The following is an 18955-nucleotide window of genomic DNA, read 5'->3' on the forward strand; positions in this document are numbered from 1 at the left end:
GTCACCGGCTGATCAATTAACTTAGCTATCGAGCGAACAGAAAGATCTTTTCTCAAATATTTCTCGATATCAGGGCGGAATTTATCTAACTTTAAGTTTTCAGCAGGCCCTCTTGGACGCCCCAACCTTTGACCTGCAGCTTTACGTGCAGCAAGCGCTTCTTTGGTTCGCATCGAAATAAAGTCACGTTCTATCTCTGCAGCAAGTCCTAACATTGTGGCCATAATTTTAGCCTGCAGAGAGCCATCTAAAACAATATTCTGCTTGGTAATATGTACCGATATACCGCGAGAAATACAGTTTTCTAATATCTCAAGCACTTGGAGTGTTGAACGGGCCATTCGTGAAATTTCGGCAAATATGATCACATCACCTTTAACCAAGCTATCAACCAATTCACCTAATTTACGATCTTTCCATTTATTCTTACCCGAAACCGTATCCTCAATAAAATTAAGCCCGGTCAGATTGTGGCTATTGGCATAGATCAGTAAGTTAAATATTAATATTACCTAGTAATAATTAAATACTCTGCTAAAATAAATATTACTAGGTAATAATTATTTTATTGGAATGGAAAAATGGGACGAAAAAAGGTTGGCTTAATCAATATAGATAATTGCGATGAATTCATTGATTATATCAAAGCGAGAACAAAGAAGTTAACTGATGATCGGGTTTCTCAATTAGTTGAACAGATTAATATCGATAGAAAAGAATGCCATCATTTAGAATCTGAATTTGAACTGGAATACGATGTATTTACACATAAACCTGAAACATTAAGCCCAAAACATATAAAGTTAATCGCCGAGATTAACGAAACTGCTTTTCATGATTCAAATAGTTTCATTGATAGCATGGCTGGATTGAAAATAGCATTTAAGAATGCACAGTCTCAAGCCCGCTATAAGAAAAAAAATAAACTTACTGATAACGAACGTTTCATTTTAGAGTTTAACCAAGATGAGTACCTTTATCTAAAAATGATGAAAGAACTCTGCAAAGATAATGATCTAAAGCTAGAAGATGAACTTCATGAGCTTTACCGCGATATAACTAAACGCTGTAGTTAATCATCAACCCAATCCCAACCAATATGTTCTTCACATGTAGGACATTTCATAATTAACCCCCATTATAAATATTACTAGGTAATAGTTATAGCTTGCGTATTTATGCAAATTTAGAAAAAATTTGACGCGCGCCTAGATATTCATTCAATACGCATAAAAGAGCTCATAAATGCATAGATAAAAAATACCTGCACAAAAAACCGCCCCAGATGGGGCTATTAACTGATAAGGCTTGCTTAGATCGATCAGGATCTCGCAGCTTTCAACCAAAGCGATACTGTTGACGCACTAATATTAAGATCTTCCGCTATTGCGCGATGATTATAATACTGTGACTTCATAGCCAATACCTTAGATAACAAACACTCTTTTTTAATCGAGCCTCTACGCTTCGATTTAGCGCCACCTTTAGCGCCTGACAATGCTTTATTACTACCCCGCTTACCGCCAATAGCACCTCGAACAGCCTGTACAGCCCTAAAATTATCCATGTTATGGACAAACTGCGCCCACATTTTAAAAGTATAACGCGCAATAGAGCGCGCGATATTCTTCACTTCATTATGCTGCATGGGGATTGAGAACTGTTTATTTAGGGATTCACAGCTGGCCAATATATCTGATTGCCACGATTGAAAGAGTGGCTTAGATACAGCTTTACGTACCATTTCATATGCTTTTTTACGGGCTATATCGAATACAGTGTTATTACGACCAAGACCGGATACATCATCATTGGCGGCTATATTGCTTGCGTCTTTTTCGCTAAGATCAACATAGTCAGCTAATTCATGTAGTGTGTATTCAGTATCGTAATATTCATTATACCAATGCTCATGCAGCGGGTTCTTGGCAAGACAATCACCAAAGCTCGTATCACCGTTTAAACGATAATTGTATGCCGCATCAATAGCAGCAAGGAACTTCATAGGGGAAACACGACTGTTATACGACGTACTTACAGCATCACGTAACTTCCAAGCACACTGCAGGTGGCCATTAACACGATTAATTGAGATATAAGTCGGTTGCGGTAATCGACTATCTAATAAGGTCGAATAAGCATCACTTTCATCAATATCAACGATAAGATAACGTTTAAGATTAGGGTTATTTATCTGAATATACGGTTTATCCTGGGCGTAATATTTACTACGAATAATCGTATAACGTTTTGAATTTGAACAGTATGGTTTGTTTGGCAGTGCGTTATAAATATCAGCTTTTACTTTAACACTTATGTCGTTATAACTAAGGCGTAGGCTATTAAGCAATCATAGCTGTGCTTATTTGGCGTCTGGATGCTTGATAAATTGTAATTAAACACATATAATTATCCTAAGATTTATGAAATGCCCTGATTAATAAACGTCTCCTCGCCAAAGTAGCAGTTTATTTTCCAGGGTTTTTTTCTGTCTAAATTTTGTCTAGCACCAACTTCTTCAGTCAGTAACCAATCAAACTATCTTACAACAAAACTGAAATATTTGTTAATCATTTTATGATCCTGCCTAACGAAGGATCGAGTTGATCGTTTAATCTTGCCGTAAATAAAATATCTCTATTGGCGTAAAGCTACCTTTCTCTTCGTCATACATAAAACTATTTCAACAAGAATAAATATAACAGTTCTTCTCCAAAATATTTTCATTCCCAACTACAAGCACACTTACTATTTATAGGTAGCTCATATACTCCATTATTAATAATAATGCCATCCAAAAGCCTATAATTCGTTCGACTTAAATGAACGTTTTTTTCGAATATTTCATGACTCGTTGGATATTCTCAAACTACAATATTTTTATCCCCCTTAGCGAACTGATTTTTTTGCAAAAAAAATCGGAAAAAGTGTCACGGATTCCGAACATGAGATTCTTGAAAATTAAGCGAGTTTCGGCTCTTCGAGCCGACGGCAGTGAAATGAAAACGCCTTCGATAATCGATACGCCACGGCGTTTCGCTAAAAGCCACGAGCGTAAAGAAACTTGTATCAAACGCACAAAGAGCCAGCTCATTACTGGCGCACACGATTCGGGAAAAACGCGTTGGTTAGAGCGGCTTTATGATGATTGGGAACCAATTTGGAGTGCCAAAATAAAAAGTCAGCCTGTATATATTTCGGCGTTAGATCCAGTCTCCGACTGGGTCGATGCTACGCACGTAGCAAAGTGGTTTGATGCCCAAGAACGGGAAGCCGCAGAACAGACAGATAGTGAAGCGCGCCACTGGCGCAAACTGAGTCAAAAACAACGCATCAGCGAAACAGCACGCTACTTACATGAAACCGGGACATTATTGTTCCTGGACGATGCCCACAAGCTCACAGGTCGTAAACTCCAGTTTGTTCGCCAGCTCATGATGTCTACTCGGATCTGGCTCATGACAGCCAGTGCTGAAAACCGGCTGTCGCCGAGCTTACGCACGCTCGTAGAGCGAGCAAGCCCGCAACGAACCGAGTTAGACAGTGACGCAAGTTACGATGCTACACGGATCATGTTGTGGTTAATGATCGCAGGATTTGCTGTTTCAGGTGTATGGGAAGTCGCGCTAATACTGGGCGGTTTACAAATGTTAGGTACAGGCCGTAATGCAGCAAAACCTGATTAAAAAATGAAAAAAATAATGAAAATCACGCTACGTATTACCGCGGCCAGTATATTACTCACATGATTAACGTTCGCAGTCATATCAACACCAGCAGGACCAAATTATTTAACTAGCTACATAGAATTGTTTGAAACATACAGGGACACGAATGCAGAAATGGAATTTATGCGCGTTAATTATTGCGGCACAGATAGCAAGCATTTCGCTTGCCAGGGCAATTGAACTACCTTGGCAGCAAGCGGAAAATAAACCCACAGTGTTACCATTCGAGGTACCACGATTACACGGGAAAAGTGAATCATTCAAAAGACCGGTGGATCCATTAACACGATCACCACTTATCGATACAGATAGCATCTATTACGCTGCGCTTAACTGCTATCCAGAGCAGTCGACATTCAAGATTTCGGTAGATTTAGTCGCAGGCTACAAAGCCAATACCGATCAATTTAATGACAACGACTGGCCAGATATAACCGATCACTATATTGGCATTGTGGCCAAAATGCCGATCTACGATACCACAGATCGAAGCCGCTCCCGGGATCGAGAATACAACCGGCGCGTAAAAACAGCCGCGCACGTTGCCGGCTTCGCCCAGGCACTGGCCAACCGCAATTATGCCTATCGTGAAATTGGCATTTACATTGCGATGGAAGCACGCGCGCAAGCGCGGGTTTCCCAAGGCATTGTCGGTGTAGATGAGCAGATAAAATATTTAGAAAAGACAGCTGGCGCACAGCGTAACATCATCAAAACAACGGCAGAGGCAACCGAGCATCGACTCGCGCTTGTCGCCATGTGCGACAGCGAGAAATCAAGCAATTTGAATAATTACCTAGTTAGCGTAGCCAACCTACCCAGCACAGTGCAAACGCAATGAAGTGGATCAACCACATACTGATCGCCGGTTCCATTGCTGCAGTTATATCCCCCTCACTCGTCGCGCCGGCGATTGCCGGTGCAACTGCGCCGGATTGGATGGAAAGTCTGCTTAAAGCGGTTGGTAGGCCGGTAAAACACCGAACCACAACCCACGTATTCACGCACTGGTTAATAGCAGGGATCGCAACTTCATTCCTGTGGGATTTTCATGGCATCTTTGCCGCATTCTGTTGGGGTGGGTTTTCTCATATTCTAACCGACGCCATGACAGTAAGTGGTGTTCCGTTCTCGCCCTATTCAGATCGACGCTTTCATCTATTCGGCGGGCGATTCAGAACCGGTGAACCCGTTGAATATGCCATATCAGCAATTGTAGTTATGATATCCATCACGCTCAATGCGATGATCGGGGATAGCTTCGCACCGTACTTTTACGATTGGTCGGGACTGTATGCCGAAGGCATGATTGATGCGAGCGAATGGAAAGCAAATCGGTTTAAGTTGATGTAATATTTGAGCCCAAATAAATGTATAACAATTGTTATACATTTAAGCGGTCATCATCAAGGTTTAAGTGGGATTTTAAAGATTTCGAGTGACATTTTGATCTAATATCCTTTTGACACTGCGCATTATCACTTTATGTTTAATAGGCCGATCAGGGACGATTTTAGCCCTAGCTCTAAAAAGCCTCCTATTAGGAGGCCAAATTTACTAAACCACGACAACACTTACCGATGCTTCAAGTACTTAGCCACTTGCATAACAAGTAAGATAAATAATAATACTATTCCGTATATTAGAATAACTTGACTAGGACTAAGACCAACCTGAATACACATAGAAATAAGAAGAAAGGATATGGGTAAAAATGCTTGAGCAAGGAAAACCGTAATCGATATAGCAATTCCTATATTTTCTTTTGGTATTCTACACTGTAAATCACTGACTATAGTTACATTGATCGATGAAACCAAATAACCAAAGATCGCATAAATTAGAAGAGCCGCGGCTAAATTGTTAATACTTGATAGGATACAAATCATAATAGCCAGTAAGCAAGCCTTAACGATTAAAGGCGCATTAACTTTATTTTTACTTACAATTGATCTTATAGATAACAGAACTACACCAAATCCAAATGTAGCATTCAACTCCCCTACTAATGAGGCCTGATAATCAAAAATTTGTTGGACCCAAAGAGGTGTTATAGCGATCAAAACACCGTTAAAAATAAAATTAAGTACTGCTAACAATACAAGTTGGTGCCCAAAAGAAAACTGCCTAATTATTGCAACGCCCTCGCTTAACCCTTCAATTATACCTTTCTTTTTTTGCTTGGCATAGATCGCAACTGATGGAAGGCAGTGTATACATATACAAGCGATCGCAATAGCAATGACGTTTAGAATTAGAGCCATAGTTAAAGGATATCGATCTAATATAAATCCAGAAATGAAGGGACCAGATACTAAACCTAATTGACTAGACGCACTCAACAATGTATTTGCTTTATATAAACCTTCTTTTGGTACCAACCGGGGTAACATTGCATTAACCACCGGTACTTGAAATGCATCCAGAGAGCCAACGATAAACGTACTAATATATATCATCATTAAATTTATGTTATCGAGATGAAAATAAATAACTAACAAACAAAATGTTGCTAATCTAAGATAATTAACATAAAGCAATAAAATACGCTTCTCATATTTATCCGCAACTAAACCTCCAAGTGGCATTAGAAATATTCGAGGAATAAATCCTATAGATAACAAAATACCCATTTGAGTTGGTTGGTTAAAAATACTAATTAAGCTGTGCTGTTGCATCAATAAAAATGCCGACAAGCTCATTGATGAAAGTAAGTTAAAAAGTGATAGTGATAGTATATTTACATTCAATTTTAATATCCTTTTTATTGGATTATAAAACAAATTATTCCTACCAAATTTTTAAGTAAAAAAGGGACGTAAAACAGTTTGTATTAGGACGTTTTTTGTCCATATGGTTATTTAACTTGAAGAGTAAGTCTAAAAGTAGCTAAATATAACAGCTACTTACAGCATATTTTTAATTAGATGGAGTATTAATTATGGAAACTAAATCAACACCAATCGTCGAAGAAGTATCATTTCCAACAGGTAAAAATATTATGTAAATAAATAGACAGGAGTACATTAAAAATACTTCTGTCTACCTTATGGAAAACTCAATTATGATAAAGATATTAAGGTCTTTTTTTACTAATTCGAAGCGGTATGATGCATTATTTAATTACGCGAATAAAGATTTTAGCAAGCTCATGTTAAATGAGCATTTCAGTTCTAACAATGATTCTGCATCAAGATCGAAAGGGAAAATTGACCTTGAAATAAGTCTACTAAGCGATGTAATTAAAAATGAAGATGTGCAATCAATTTTAGATGTAGGTTGTGGACCGGGTTTATACGCAAATGGTTTTTTAAATTATGGTTTCACATATCATGGATTAGATATATCCCCTTATGCAATAGAATATGCTAAGAAAACTTACCCTAATGCAGAGTTCTTTTGCAATTCAATCTCCGAGCATATTACTGATAAAAAGTATGACTGTGGTTTAGTTTTATATGGTTTATTTAATGAGTTATCTAATGAACTTGATTTTTTAAAAGAATTAAAAAAAAAACTAGGAAAAAAACATACAATTATACTCGAATTGATGCATCCACAATTTATAGACAAATTAGTTAATAAATCTTTATCCTTTAACTATAGAGAGAGTCCATCCTGCTTTTCTAACGTATCTCACCTTCGGATCATAAAAAGATTTTTTGTAGATTCTAATAGCTGCTTAGTCAATCGCAGCTTAACAATTGATATTAAAGGTAAAATAAAGATAAACGAGTCACACTTTTATAAACACAGCTTTGAACACTTAAAATATTTACTTTTTCAAATGGGTTATAGCGCAATCGAAAAATTTCAATCTGCACACAACCAAAACTATTTTTATATTCATGCCGTAATGGGGAAATAAATGGACATCGCACTGATTTGCGCACCATTCGCAGCAATAGATCGCCCATCAATAGGCCTATCAATTTTACAATCTCACATAACACAAGCAAAATTTAACGCTGACGTACATTATTTAAATATTGATTATGTAGAGCATTTTGGAATTAGTGAGTACCAAGAACTAGCCAATGGAGCACCAGAAAAACTTCAAGGTGAGCAATTTATCAGCGATATCGAGCGTAAATCACCGTTGATGCGTACTGACGATGAGGAAAAAGTTGCGTTATGGCATAAAGAAAAAGCAAAAGAATTAGTACATTGTGAATATGACATTTATGCATTTTCCTGCCTCTTCCAGCAAATAAGATCATCTTTATGGATTGCAGAAGAAATTAAGAAACTTAGCCCTAACTCTGTAGTTGTATTCGGAGGTGCATCGTTAGATACCCCGATGGGTAATCAATTATTTGCATCATTTAATCAGATTGACTACTTGTTTCAAGGGGAAAGTGAGTTTATTTTTTTAGATCTAATCAAACACTTAAATAAAGGATCTACTTATCAACATAAATCGGTCCTAAACCGTAATACATTAATCTTAACCAATAGTTCACCTAACAAACTCGAAAACTTGGATGATAGTTTACTACCTGACTATTCAAATTTCTTTAAACGATATAAAAAATCACCAATTAGTTTGTTAATAAAGCCATTCGTGTTCTACGAAACATCACGAGGCTGTTCTTGGGGAGCAAAAAAACAATGCACATTTTGTGGACTAAATGCGGGGACTATGGCTTATCGCCAAAAATCTTCTAGCAAGGTATTAGATGAAATAAAAACGATAATAGACAACTATGGCTCTCATATCGATGAATTAGCTTTCGTTGATAACATCATGCCAGACCAATACTACAAAACATTATTACCTGAGCTGGCAAAACTTCCAACAGAAGTCAGCTATTTTTATGAAATTAAATCAAATATAACATACAAGAAACTATTAACTCTAAAGCAAGCTAATGTTTTGAGAATTCAACCAGGTATAGAAAGCCTTTCAACACAGATTTTAAAGTGCATGGATAAAGGAGTATCAGCCCTGCAAAATGTTGTGCTCTTAGTTAATAGCGCGAGACTCAATATCGATGTTGATTGGAACATCTTACTGAATATTCCCGGAGAATTAGAAACATCATTACGCGAAATGTTAGATCTAATTCCAGCGCTTATGCATTTACAGCCACCAGATGCTAGTTGTTCATTTAGATTAGATCGATACAGCCCCATATTTATGGATCCTGATAAATTCGAGTTAAAAAATATAAGACCAGTTGTGGCATACTCAAATGCGTTCCCTGAATTAAAAGAAAATGAAATATTCAATTTGGCCTACCATTTCGAATATGAAGATACGAGAACAGATGTAGTCATATCATTACATAATAAAATTCAGTCCCAAATTGCGCTATGGAAAAGTAAAACATACAGCCTATATCATCAAATAATAGAGTTAGGTCTCGTATCTATTAGTGATAACCGAAACACAGAACATTTTAACGAGTACGTGCTAACAGCACCTGAATCATTATTATATACAGAAATAGTTGATCACTTAGATAGCATTAGAATGTCAAAACTTAAATTTAATGATAATAACACTATGGATAGTTTGATTAATAAAAAACTAGTAATGATTGAATTTGACCGTGTGCTAGCCTTGTCAATCGAGAGAATAATATGAAATATAAGTTAAATCCAGATGCTGTTTTTATCGAAATTGGCACAGAACAATTTATAAAATGTTGTGATAAAATATTTAAAGTAAATAGTGATGCCGTAAATATTTTATGTCAAACAAACAAATCCATAGATATTGAATCACTGATTCCGATGTTAAAAAATAAAGGGATTGAAATATCACACTCAGACCTAACAGACTTCTTTTTAAACCAGATTAAAACAAACATACTACTTGAACAACAGGCCCTGTAAATTATTCTGTATAGAGATGATCTTTTAATCGGTCCTCAAATTCAATAATAAAACGATTCATAGCTGCTTTCCAGTTATGGATCGGCATTGACCATTTTACTTTTCAGGTTAACGATTCGGCTTTTTTCTTTATCGCGTAAAGCGATTGAATGTAATGCTACAGTGGCTTTACCTATTTTTTGGGCTGTGCGGTTAAGGCATCGTGAAACTTACGTCTTGCATAGCCCAACAACCAACAGGAATAATATCGTCGATATTTTCATAAACACTGTAACCATCGCATTGTAAGTAACCTGCAAACCCAAATGTATGATTTTTGCTGTGCAGTTCTATCCTTTTCATCAAGTACTTGGATCATTGTCTCATCTTCACAGAGCGTTGATTGAACAAGTAAATGTGTTTTCATTACCGTTAATAATGGATTGAGTAATTCAGCACTTTTAATACACCAATTAGCCAATGTGCCTAGGGTGATTTCAAAGCCTCCGCAAGAAAAGTATCAGTCAATCGGTAGCGCACCACAGTATTTAGCAACGACAATGGTTTTATCCCTTCATTTAATGAAGAGATAATCATGCAATAACTGAAAATATTTGGTCGGTGGGTTTAACTAAGCGTTTACGTTAATAACGCATGAAAATCATGAATAATTACCTATGTTTCACTGGAATTATGGGCTAAAAGAGCAATTGTATACGAGCTAGTATCACTCATTTCTCTTCTATGCTGACATCTCATCAGATGTAAAAGCTGTTCTTTCACTATAGTTAAAAAGACATCAAACTCCTCTATTGTCAACTCAACATTAATGACTTTAATTGTGCTATTATCCTTTTCCTCTAAACAATTATTCAGTAAGTTTTGCATCGTTTTTTTAGTGATCTTTTTAGCGTATAATGAGTCGGGTTTAAAAACAGCATAGTAAGGCACGATAAGTTTAATCGTATTATTTAATCCTAGAACTATAGCTTTAACTTTTTCCAATTCTCTTAATCTTAAATACATAACACTTTTCTCACAAACCAGTATATCGCACAACATTTTCATATTTGTGGTTTTATGTAACAATTTGAATAATTCGTATAACTCTGAATTTTGAGTGAATAGTGCATCCTGCTCATCGTTGAAATATGCAACTCTACCTATTTTATTCTCAACCCTTTTAAAGAGTTCTGAAATTGGGATGTTTAAAATATTACAGATAGTCTGTAAGCGTTCTAGATTCATATGCTGATGCTGATTTAAAGTACGAACAACCGTTTTTTCAGATACACACATCCTTTTGGCTAGTTCTTTGTAGTTAATAGCACAACGCTTTAATTCCCATTTTATTTCTTCTGATAAAAAGTAATAAAAATCTTTGTTATAGTTCATCTTATTTATACCACTTTATAAGATATTCATAGGCTGGAACTTAGAAATTAAGTTTGAAGTAATGTTCTGGATATTATCTTATTGAATTTCCATACAAAAAATCATTAGCCCAGAAAAAAATATGTAAGATATTACTAATATTAAACAAATAACGAAAGAATTAAATCATTATTAATGATATTGGCATTGTGGCCAAAATGCCGATCTACGACACTACAGATCGAAACAGCTCCCGGGATCGAGAATACAACAGACGCGTAAAAACAGCAGGCGCACAGCGTAATATAAAATTCAAAGACATTGCGCAGAACCCAGCCCAGCGGCGGCTTCGGGCGTGGCGGGTGCCGAAGCTACGTAATGGAAAAACTAAATACTCTGTGGTTTTTACAGGGCATTTAGTGCAGTCTATGGAGAAGCTTGGGCACGGGAAGCCGCTGGTATCACTGCGCAGCAGGGATGATTTGGCTGCAACCAAACTAAATACAAAATATAACGTGATGCATGCACCGAACATTGGCCGGCTTCGGGGGTGGCGAGTACCGGAGCGGGTGAAATAGCTGAAGTGGTAAACATTCTGTGTTGGTGTTTACGCAGTATGTTTGTCACAAAAGCTGTAAACGGCGTAGGTGCTGGGAGGCCAATGGCTTGACGCTCAGCGACAAGATAGAAGTACGAATAACTTACACAGCGTCAACTACGATCAAACCGGCTTTGATTTGCATTAGTTTCCAAGCTGATAACGAAATTGGCCTAGCTTCATTACCTGAAACTGTTTCCCACTTTCTAACAGCTGTAGAACCTTTCCTCAGGTTGTAAGTCACCCCTACAAATTTAGCTAAATCATTTTGACTAAATCCAATTAAATTCCGTAGTGCTTTAACTTCCAATGGACCTGGAGCAACAAAATCAACATCAGCAATATCTCGAGAGCACGGGAGCAATTTAAAATCATCAATTGATGTCGGTATTTTAGATAAATCAGCACTCATAGGTAATCGCTCATATTACGAGAGGGCAGAGCCCTCTCTTAAACTACTAAATCAAGCCTCTTTCTGCGAAGCTAGTACAACCTTCAGCACCAACAATGATGTGGTCTAAAACGCTAATATTGAATAGCGTTAATGCTTCAGCCAAGCGTTTAGTAACGGCTTTATCAGCTGCAGAGGGCGTTGGTTCACCCGATGGGTGATTATGTGAGAATATCACGTTTACTGCATTATATTTAAGTGCCAATTTCACAACATCACGAGAATATACATTTGCACGATTTACCGTTCCTGTAAATACAACATCAAATGAGATCAAACGGTTCTTACAATCAAGATACGCAACAGCAAAAGCTTCTGATTCTAAATGAGCCAGTTTTGTTCGACATAAGGAAAAAGCTAACGAGGGTATACAAATAGAATTGGTATACCGTGCTGTTTTATCCAAAATTGAGTTTGCTTCTGTAATTACCGCTATTTCTTTAAGTGAAAACATGAATAAATTCCTAATCGTGGTCATGGGTAATCCCCGACCTTCCACTTAAACATAGACCGCCCCACTGGGGCGGCAACTTGTATTTGTAAATAACGACAATAAAAACGAGTGCATAACAACCCCAGCGGCCGGCTTCGGGCGTGGCGGGTGCCGAAGCTACGTAATGGGCAAACTAAATACTCTGCGGTTTTTTGCAGGGCATTTAGTGCAGTCTATGAAGAAGCTTGGGCACGGGAAGCCGCTGGTATTCCTGCGCAGCAGGGATGTTACGGTGACAGCAGTAGTCATGAAGATAACTAATAAATATCTGTCACATGTAACAAAATATCCATAAAAAGTAGCCGAAAAAGGATAGCTAAACTAATTTTACATACGTAACCAAGGTTACGTTATGTAAAACCCAGTAATAACGAGGACAAAAATGCAATATATCGCCTATTTTCGCGTATCAACAAAGAAGCAAGGTAAGTCCGGGAATGGTTTAGACGCGCAAAAGCGCGACATACAATTGTACCTGGATAACTACGCACCAGCGGATCACGAAGTTATTCACACATGCCAGGATATACAATCAGGCAAGAATGATGAACGGCCAGAACTGGCTAACGCGATAGCGTTGGCCAAAAAAAACAAAGCGACATTACTGGTATCAAAACTAGATCGGCTATCTCGTCGAGTTTCTTTCATCGCAAAAGTGATGGAGGATAAGCAACTATCACTAACCGTTGCATCGATGCCGAACGCCGACAAATTTCAGCTACACATCTACGCGGCCCTAGCCGAGCAAGAGCGCGACTTCATTTCAATACGCACCAAAGCCGGCTTAAAATCAATTAAAGAGCGCAATGCTGACCTGATCGCCAAAGGCGTATCAGCTGACGAACTGGACCATGATGGTAAAACCTTAATACGTAAAATTGGCGGCCATCATCCCGAATCATTAACGGAAATGAACAAGGTGCGAAAACAAAACGCAGACCAATTTGCACAACGCATAGAAGTTATCATAACCCCACTCATTGGCCGCCCACTGCAGCACATAGCCGACGCACTAAACAATGCAGGAGTGAAAACAGCCCGCGGTTTATCATTCAAACCAACCACAGTAAAACGGATCATTGAGCGAATAGAACAAAATATATAAACCCTACATAAGTTCTATCACATGTAACAGAACTTATCAAAATGACCACTAGCGACCACAAAACTGATGTGATCGCAGGACTAGGGCGAAACCACCGAAGGCTTCGGGCGTGGCGGAAGTCCCTGAACGATGACAACACCAACAGCGAGCACAAGATTTAATGCAGCAGCGACAGAGCCTAAGCCCGCCGGACTGGGCGGCAAAGTAAATGTAAACAAGGGGAATGGGCACAGGCTTTGGGTGTGGCAGAGTGCCGGAGTAGCGAAACAATTTGTGCCGAGGTCACGGAGCGTGGAGCTTGGCAATCACGGACAACACCAAATACATTAGACGATGCCTCTACCGGAAAATACAAAGCAGTTTTGCTACATGAAGCGGCTCTTTGCTTGATGTAGCGCTTTGTATTGGGAGGTTGAGGCATGGTCGGGCAACGTGCACAGATATAGTAATTGCGAAGCGGAATGCGTAGTGGCTGAGGCACAAGTTGTGGAGTACGAAGGCGCGAGGGGTGCCCATTCCCCTTGTTTTCATCGCCACCCAGTCCGGCGGGCTTAGCCGAACAACGAGCGCGATTTTAGTTCAGGGACTTGGGGAGGTGGTTTCGCCCTATTACAACAAACGGAACGATAAATATTACCTAGTAACCTTTATGTTGATAAAATTAAGGGCGTAGAGTTATTTGTCACCAGAAATTGGTTCGCTAGATTTTACGTAGCGAAACATAATTCAGACCTAATCTTACATAACGTGCGTGATATACGCAGTATTCAATAATTGGAATCATTATAATGAAAAAAGAAACTATAAAATCAGTATCTATATATATTGGTATTTTCATATCAATGGTCCCCGCGATCATCATGCAATTTTTCCCTGCCGATATTGATTCTTTATTTCGTATAGTTCAGGTTTTATGTCTTATTGTGGGGGCTATGGGGATGCCAAAAATAATTGAAATAACTGAGTCTTATTTAAATTCAAACCACTTAGAACATAAAAATGATAACGCGAATAACAATGATGATCGGTTTTAAGTATGGTGATTGACTGCACAACTAAATAAGAAGGCGCCCTTTTAACTAGTTGGCTTAATGGCCGTCAGCTACGTGCATAGAGTAATTATTGGTGGGTGTTGGTTCGCTATATTTAACACAGCGAACCATTATTCAGGCCTAATCTTACATAACGTGCGTTATGTGCATTGGCTTTCCAGTTACTATTCATTTAACGCTGCGAGTTTAGCTTTGTATGCTTCTAAGTTTTCTTTTTTACAACTTTGCTTAAACTTATTGGCTAACCCTAGTGTTTCTATTAGCGTTACAGCATCTTTAGACATGTAAGATAGAAATTGTATATGTTTATCATAATGATTGTCGAGCACCTTAATAGCATCATTGATGTTATTAACTTTGACCTGTTTCCATACCGGTTCGTGGTGATACAGTCTATTTCTAAACTTATTTAGCGTCCCTAGCTCACGAAATAATGCAGCTCTTTTTTTACCTTTATTTTTTGCGTAAGGGAAAGCGTCATCGAATTTATATTGCCATAAGTTTTTTTCTTTTTTCCGAGGGTTACCGTAATCTTCATGGAGCATATGAACCCAAAATCCAAAAGATAAATTTGCGATCACATCATCACTTGTATATTTGACACCAACATTCTCGAGACTATCTTCGATAGCTTTATCTACTTGATTTTTAGATTTTTGACTCGTTGGAACGTTAGTGAACCACTCATCATCGTCAAATTTATTAGTTGCAGCTTTATGGATCGCGTTTCTCAAATGAACTTCTATTATTTGAATTATGGTAAAGTAATGGCTACTCAGATCCTGCATAAACATATACGTTGCTATTTTATCTTCGTTTGTTTTACACCCGAGTTTATCCTCGAAAGTGTTTAGTTTTTCTTTCGATAATCCATTAACTAGCAACTCGATATCCATAAAGCTTGTCCTATTCTTTTTTTGGAGCTATTATATATACATCTGAGGGTGCATATCCTCTAGTTGCGATAGCCCTGTCCTCTGACGCCATTTTGGTATTGACAGCAGGTAGCGAGTTTTTAGAGCCATCTCTTTTGAGGTGGCTCACTTGTTTCTGCCATGGAAACAATAATCTGATATGACCTCGTTACTCATTTTTATGCTGCCATCAACCAGTAAAACTTACTCTTTCTCAGCTTAAGAAATATCTTTAACGTTCACATCTGCTAATTTAAAATGATTATACCAGCATGACGGTTTACATGCAACTCACTGTTTATTAACGCTTTATGTTTGTTTAGTTAGCGATATCATACATGCTATCTATGTTTCACGCTGTGAAACTAAAGTGAAATAATACCGGAGACAGTTTTGAAGTATCCTTTATCTATAAGGTAGGTTAAATCGTCCCTGAGCGGCCTATTGAACATAAAGGTGATAACGAGCATAATTATTATGTGTAAGTTGTTCTGGGGGTTGAATTTAATATATATAACAAGCATATATTAAGGTGAAACCCTTAAATAATTTAGGGGTATACAAAAAGGCTCTACAATCATGGCACTTAAACCTGGCCCAAAGCCAATTGCTAAATCAACAGGTAAACCAGATCAACGTCGACGTGACAACAAAGATACTCCAGGAAACACTCCGGCACTAAAACCATCAAAAAAGAAGTGAGCTACGGAATTCGTAGTGGTTCATTAAAATTGGCCTCCTAATTGGAGGCTTTTTAGATCTAGGGACAAAATCGTCGATATGCGGCCTATTGAACATAAAGGTGATAAAGCGAAATTAAGTGTCACGTCGTATGGAGTAACATAAGCTGTATCCCTTGGGGAAGTCAGCAGAAAAGGCTGGTTTTAAAGTTTTAAAGTTTTAAAGTTTACTAAGGATAGATGAAGAGATGAGTGAAAGGCTGTTACTTGAAGGTGAGGCTGCTAAAAAAAAATGGAAGAAAGGCAGAGACGTATGGAATCAATGGGTGAACGAAAACCCTGAAGCGGATGTAAGTTTTGCTAGCGTAGATTTTGATGATATCGATTGTGTGGCAGATCCCCGTTTAAATAGAGAGTTTAACTTTAGTCGTTATAGGTTTCCCAAAGGGAACGTAAAATTTTCTGGTGCCAAATTCGGTGAAGGGAATATAAATTTTAGTGGTGCCAATTTCGGTGAAGGAAATGTGGATTTTAGTGGTGCCAACTTCGGTAAAGGTAATGTAAATTTTAGTGGTGCCAATTTCGGTGAAGGAAATGTGAATTTTAGTAGTGCCAATTTCGATGAAGGAGTTGTGAATTTTAGTGGTGCCAATTTCGGTGAAGGAAATGTGGATTTTTCTCGTGCCAATTTCGGTGAAGGAGTTGTTGATTTTGCTAGTGCCAATTTCGGTGAAGGAGTTGTGCATTTTATTGGTGCCAATTTCGGTGCAAAGTATGTGATTTTTACAAATGTCAATTTCGGTGTGGGATATGTGATTTTTTATGGTACCAATTTCGGTAAAGGGGATGTAGATTTTAGTGGTGCCAATTTCGGTGAAGGAGTAGTGGATTTTAATAGAACTAAATTTGAAGGCGAAACCGTTAATTTCGCATTATTAAAAATAACTGGTGATGCACAATTTACAAATATTTTAGTTAGTCAAAATTGCGAAATTTTTTCTTTTCATAAAGCAACATTTGATGGGCCTTTTTCACTGTCATATGAGTTAGTTAATGGCACACCTGAAGATTCGCCACGGCAATACGCAGAAATGAATTTTATTACCGACTTAATAGGGACTAAAACCAGTCATCATGTAAACCTTCATAACTTGTACTGTAAACCAAAATTTGCTAAGAACTTTTTTTTCAATACAGCGAAAGACATTGATGATGCAGCGCGGCTTGGTCGGCTGAAAGAGTTAGCAGAAAGTAATAAAGATCATGAGTCAGCTTTAAGATTCCACGCAGATGAGATGCGGGTTAAGAGATGGATAAAGACGCCTATGATGGCTAGTATTCTTGATTTTATGTTTGATAAAATGAGTAATTACGGGCAATCAATACTGAAGCCTTCCTGCTGGCTGATATGTATGTTTTTGTTGATTTTAGTTGTTTCGTTTTATGGTACACCTTTTGATTCTAAAATGTTTAATCATCTAGGTAATGCAATCAATTTATCATTAAGTAAGACAATTCCGTTTGTTAGTGGTCTTGTTATTGAGGGGAAAGATGCGGCGAAGGAGCTGGGATTATCTGGTGGTAGAAAAGCCTTAATAAACCTCCTAAGTGTATTTTCATACATTTGTCTTTTCCTGATCGGCTTAGGGCTTCGAAATAGATTCAGAATTTAGTTCATCTAATTTATTGTAGTTCATACGCGGAATGGCAGTGAAGTGACTAGATTACGCATGAAAATCGTTAATATGCGGCTGTTTAACATAAAGGTGACAATGCCCAGCGTCACTTTACCTCTTGGAAAAGAAACCTTCGCCAAAGCCTATTTAGACACCTTAAATATTATTTAAGGCCTTTATATTTGCAAGATAATTTAGCCCTATTATAGGGAAAATAGATTCCAGCTAAATATATAACCTTATCCACAATTACAGTGGATAAACCAGGTATAACAATACACTTGCCTTACCCAAGTAAAATGTAGTACATTTGTACTACATCTTTTCATTCAGGGGTATAAAGTGAAAACAATTGCAGTGATCAACCAAAAAGGCGGCGTTGGCAAAACAACGACAGTAATCAATCTGTCAGCCCAGCTAGCCAGAGAAAATAAACGTGTTCTTGTTATCGATTTAGACCCGCAAGCCAACCTAACCGCGGTTATGACTGGTGGTGAATTCGAGTTTGAATCATCGATAACAGACGTATTTGAATCAGCTAAAAACAACCCTATCAAAAAAGCAATTACCCCTGCAGTGTCTAAAAAAGGCGTGATAGAAAATCTCTATGTCTGCCCTACTGATATTCGGCTAAGCCGAGTGATAGAACAAAGTTTAACGAAGGTACACAGGGAACGGATCCTATTAAAGCAATTGGACTCTATCAAAGATGATTACGATATTGTGTTACTCGACTGCCCACCGAACCTAAGCTTAACTTCTGTAAATGCCATGATGGCAGCAGACCTATTTCTTATCCCTGTTGATGGCGGAAGCTTTTCATTAAACGGTCTAGCAGATCTCTTGGATGCACTAGAAGAAGTTAAAGAAACTGAAGATGTAAATTACGCGGTGTTCAGAAATGAGTACGCTAAAGCAAATAAACTCATTAATAACTACTTGCAAGAGGAACTCGATAACCTTGGAGATCGGGTATTAAAAACGACAATTCGTCGTACTGAAGTAATTGGCCAAGCAAGCGTAACCGGTGAAACAATTTTAAATTATCAGCCTGGTTCAACCGT

General features: G+C 37.9%; 20 protein-coding genes and 1 pseudogene. 13 read left to right on the forward strand and 8 right to left on the reverse strand.

Features of this window, described 5'->3' with window-relative positions; all coding sequences use genetic code 11:
• Positions 1-509: recombinase family protein (locus AKG98_RS21580; protein WP_067051217.1), on the reverse strand; the 509-nt coding region annotated here is incomplete at its 3' end.
• A 72-nt stretch (positions 510-581) separates the two neighbouring features.
• Between AKG98_RS21580 and AKG98_RS21585 the strand changes: the two genes are divergently transcribed.
• Complete coding sequence (locus tag AKG98_RS21585) at positions 582-1076, forward strand: hypothetical protein (protein WP_067051156.1); 495 nt, start codon at positions 582-584, stop codon at positions 1074-1076.
• Positions 1077-1321: 245 nt separating this feature from the next.
• Here the strand turns inward: AKG98_RS21585 and AKG98_RS21590 are convergent, their stop codons facing one another.
• Entirely contained in the window at positions 1322-2350 is a 1029-nt protein-coding gene (locus AKG98_RS21590; protein WP_067051159.1) for a replication initiation protein, read from the reverse strand.
• Between the two features lie 595 nt (positions 2351-2945).
• On the opposite strand from AKG98_RS21590, the gene AKG98_RS21595 reads away from it, so the two are divergent.
• The 3 genes from AKG98_RS21595 to AKG98_RS21605 all read left to right on the forward strand — a co-directional run bounded on the left by AKG98_RS21595 (position 2946) and on the right by AKG98_RS21605 (position 5081).
• Positions 2946-3686 (forward strand): hypothetical protein, encoded by a 741-nt coding sequence (locus AKG98_RS21595; RefSeq protein ID WP_067051161.1) that lies wholly within the window; start codon positions 2946-2948, stop codon positions 3684-3686.
• A gap of 148 nt (positions 3687-3834) precedes the next feature.
• A complete protein-coding gene (locus tag AKG98_RS21600; protein WP_067051163.1) occupies positions 3835-4569 on the forward strand; it encodes a hypothetical protein in 735 nt (244 codons plus the stop codon).
• The gene (locus AKG98_RS21605) at positions 4566-5081 is read left to right on the forward strand and encodes a metal-dependent hydrolase (protein ID WP_067051166.1); all 516 of its coding nucleotides are present in this window, start codon (positions 4566-4568) and stop codon (positions 5079-5081) included. Before AKG98_RS21600 ends, AKG98_RS21605 begins: the two co-directional genes overlap by 4 nt.
• Positions 5082-5302: 221 nt before the next feature.
• Here the strand turns inward: AKG98_RS21605 and AKG98_RS21610 are convergent, their stop codons facing one another.
• Positions 5303-6478 (reverse strand): MFS transporter, encoded by a 1176-nt coding sequence (locus AKG98_RS21610; RefSeq protein WP_083544040.1) that lies wholly within the window; start codon positions 6476-6478, stop codon positions 5303-5305.
• A 314-nt stretch (positions 6479-6792) separates the two neighbouring features.
• Here AKG98_RS21610 and AKG98_RS21615 point away from each other — a divergent pair, with 314 nt between their 5' ends.
• From AKG98_RS21615 to AKG98_RS21625, 3 genes are read left to right on the forward strand one after another with little or no spacing between them, the layout of a single operon-like run.
• Positions 6793-7596: a bifunctional 2-polyprenyl-6-hydroxyphenol methylase/3-demethylubiquinol 3-O-methyltransferase UbiG gene (locus tag AKG98_RS21615; protein WP_067051176.1), complete on the forward strand. Its 804-nt coding sequence runs from the start codon at positions 6793-6795 to the stop codon at positions 7594-7596.
• The gene (locus tag AKG98_RS21620) at positions 7597-9318 is read left to right on the forward strand and encodes a RiPP maturation radical SAM C-methyltransferase (protein WP_067051183.1); all 1722 of its coding nucleotides are present in this window, start codon (positions 7597-7599) and stop codon (positions 9316-9318) included. It begins immediately after the preceding gene.
• Entirely contained in the window at positions 9315-9569 is a 255-nt protein-coding gene (locus tag AKG98_RS21625) for a hypothetical protein (protein WP_067051184.1), read from the forward strand. Before AKG98_RS21620 ends, AKG98_RS21625 begins: the two co-directional genes overlap by 4 nt.
• Before the next feature lie 192 nt (positions 9570-9761).
• Here AKG98_RS21625 and AKG98_RS23070 read toward each other — a convergent pair.
• The 4 genes and pseudogenes from AKG98_RS23070 to AKG98_RS21645 all read right to left on the reverse strand — a co-directional run bounded on the left by AKG98_RS23070 (position 9762) and on the right by AKG98_RS21645 (position 12425).
• Positions 9762-10029, reverse strand: a pseudogene (locus AKG98_RS23070) (transposase).
• A 194-nt stretch (positions 10030-10223) separates the two neighbouring features.
• Complete coding sequence (locus AKG98_RS21630; protein WP_067051186.1) at positions 10224-10943, reverse strand: helix-turn-helix domain-containing protein; 720 nt, start codon at positions 10941-10943, stop codon at positions 10224-10226.
• Positions 10944-11623: 680 nt separating this feature from the next.
• Positions 11624-11932, reverse strand: a complete 309-nt coding sequence (locus tag AKG98_RS21640) for a DNA-binding transcriptional regulator (protein ID WP_067051192.1) — start codon at positions 11930-11932, stop codon at positions 11624-11626.
• 46 nt (positions 11933-11978) lie between these two features.
• Positions 11979-12425: a RadC family protein gene (locus AKG98_RS21645; protein WP_067051194.1), complete on the reverse strand. Its 447-nt coding sequence runs from the start codon at positions 12423-12425 to the stop codon at positions 11979-11981.
• 147 nt (positions 12426-12572) lie between these two features.
• Here AKG98_RS21645 and AKG98_RS22400 point away from each other — a divergent pair, with 147 nt between their 5' ends.
• The 3 genes from AKG98_RS22400 (at position 12573) to AKG98_RS21660 (ending at position 14603) form a co-directional block, all read left to right on the forward strand.
• Positions 12573-12725: a hypothetical protein gene (locus AKG98_RS22400; protein WP_157534187.1), complete on the forward strand. Its 153-nt coding sequence runs from the start codon at positions 12573-12575 to the stop codon at positions 12723-12725.
• A gap of 121 nt (positions 12726-12846) precedes the next feature.
• Positions 12847-13569 carry a recombinase family protein gene (locus tag AKG98_RS21650; RefSeq protein WP_067051197.1) on the forward strand — a complete coding sequence of 241 codons (723 nt, stop codon included), beginning with the start codon at positions 12847-12849 and terminating at the stop codon, positions 13567-13569.
• Positions 13570-14357: 788 nt separating this feature from the next.
• Positions 14358-14603, forward strand: coding sequence for a hypothetical protein (locus AKG98_RS21660; protein WP_067051204.1), 246 nt, complete (start codon positions 14358-14360; stop codon positions 14601-14603).
• 182 nt (positions 14604-14785) lie between these two features.
• Here the strand turns inward: AKG98_RS21660 and AKG98_RS21665 are convergent, their stop codons facing one another.
• Complete coding sequence (locus tag AKG98_RS21665; RefSeq protein ID WP_067051206.1) at positions 14786-15517, reverse strand: Abi family protein; 732 nt, start codon at positions 15515-15517, stop codon at positions 14786-14788.
• A gap of 597 nt (positions 15518-16114) precedes the next feature.
• Between AKG98_RS21665 and AKG98_RS22900 the strand changes: the two genes are divergently transcribed.
• The 3 genes from AKG98_RS22900 to AKG98_RS21675 all read left to right on the forward strand — a co-directional run.
• Complete coding sequence (locus tag AKG98_RS22900; RefSeq protein WP_255358680.1) at positions 16115-16237, forward strand: hypothetical protein; 123 nt, start codon at positions 16115-16117, stop codon at positions 16235-16237.
• Positions 16238-16463: 226 nt separating this feature from the next.
• Positions 16464-17888 carry a pentapeptide repeat-containing protein gene (locus AKG98_RS21670; protein WP_067051208.1) on the forward strand — a complete coding sequence of 475 codons (1425 nt, stop codon included), beginning with the start codon at positions 16464-16466 and terminating at the stop codon, positions 17886-17888.
• Between the two features lie 345 nt (positions 17889-18233).
• The coding region (locus AKG98_RS21675) for a ParA family protein (RefSeq protein ID WP_228140392.1) at positions 18234-18955 on the forward strand (722 nt) is incomplete at its 3' end.

The organism is Moritella sp. JT01, from assembly GCF_001574435.1.
GTDB lineage: Bacteria > Pseudomonadota > Gammaproteobacteria > Enterobacterales > Moritellaceae > Moritella.

Coding starts and splice junctions, on each gene's coding strand:
- AKG98_RS21595 (WP_067051161.1), top strand. CDS start 2,946: ATGAGATTCTTGAAAATTAAGCGAGTTTCGGCTCTTCGAGCCGACGGC.
- AKG98_RS21585 (WP_067051156.1), top strand. CDS start 582: ATGGGACGAAAAAAGGTTGGCTTAATCAATATAGATAATTGCGATGAA.
- AKG98_RS21605 (WP_067051166.1), top strand. CDS start 4,566: ATGAAGTGGATCAACCACATACTGATCGCCGGTTCCATTGCTGCAGTT.
- AKG98_RS21600 (WP_067051163.1), top strand. CDS start 3,835: ATGCAGAAATGGAATTTATGCGCGTTAATTATTGCGGCACAGATAGCA.
- AKG98_RS21670 (WP_067051208.1), top strand. CDS start 16,464: ATGAGTGAAAGGCTGTTACTTGAAGGTGAGGCTGCTAAAAAAAAATGG.
- AKG98_RS21640 (WP_067051192.1), bottom strand. CDS start 11,932: ATGAGTGCTGATTTATCTAAAATACCGACATCAATTGATGATTTTAAA.
- AKG98_RS21650 (WP_067051197.1), top strand. CDS start 12,847: ATGCAATATATCGCCTATTTTCGCGTATCAACAAAGAAGCAAGGTAAG.
- AKG98_RS21630 (WP_067051186.1), bottom strand. CDS start 10,943: ATGAACTATAACAAAGATTTTTATTACTTTTTATCAGAAGAAATAAAA.
- AKG98_RS21620 (WP_067051183.1), top strand. CDS start 7,597: ATGGACATCGCACTGATTTGCGCACCATTCGCAGCAATAGATCGCCCA.
- AKG98_RS21660 (WP_067051204.1), top strand. CDS start 14,358: ATGAAAAAAGAAACTATAAAATCAGTATCTATATATATTGGTATTTTC.
- AKG98_RS21615 (WP_067051176.1), top strand. CDS start 6,793: ATGATAAAGATATTAAGGTCTTTTTTTACTAATTCGAAGCGGTATGAT.
- AKG98_RS21645 (WP_067051194.1), bottom strand. CDS start 12,425: ATGTTTTCACTTAAAGAAATAGCGGTAATTACAGAAGCAAACTCAATT.
- AKG98_RS22900 (WP_255358680.1), top strand. CDS start 16,115: ATGGCACTTAAACCTGGCCCAAAGCCAATTGCTAAATCAACAGGTAAA.
- AKG98_RS21665 (WP_067051206.1), bottom strand. CDS start 15,517: ATGGATATCGAGTTGCTAGTTAATGGATTATCGAAAGAAAAACTAAAC.
- AKG98_RS21625 (WP_067051184.1), top strand. CDS start 9,315: ATGAAATATAAGTTAAATCCAGATGCTGTTTTTATCGAAATTGGCACA.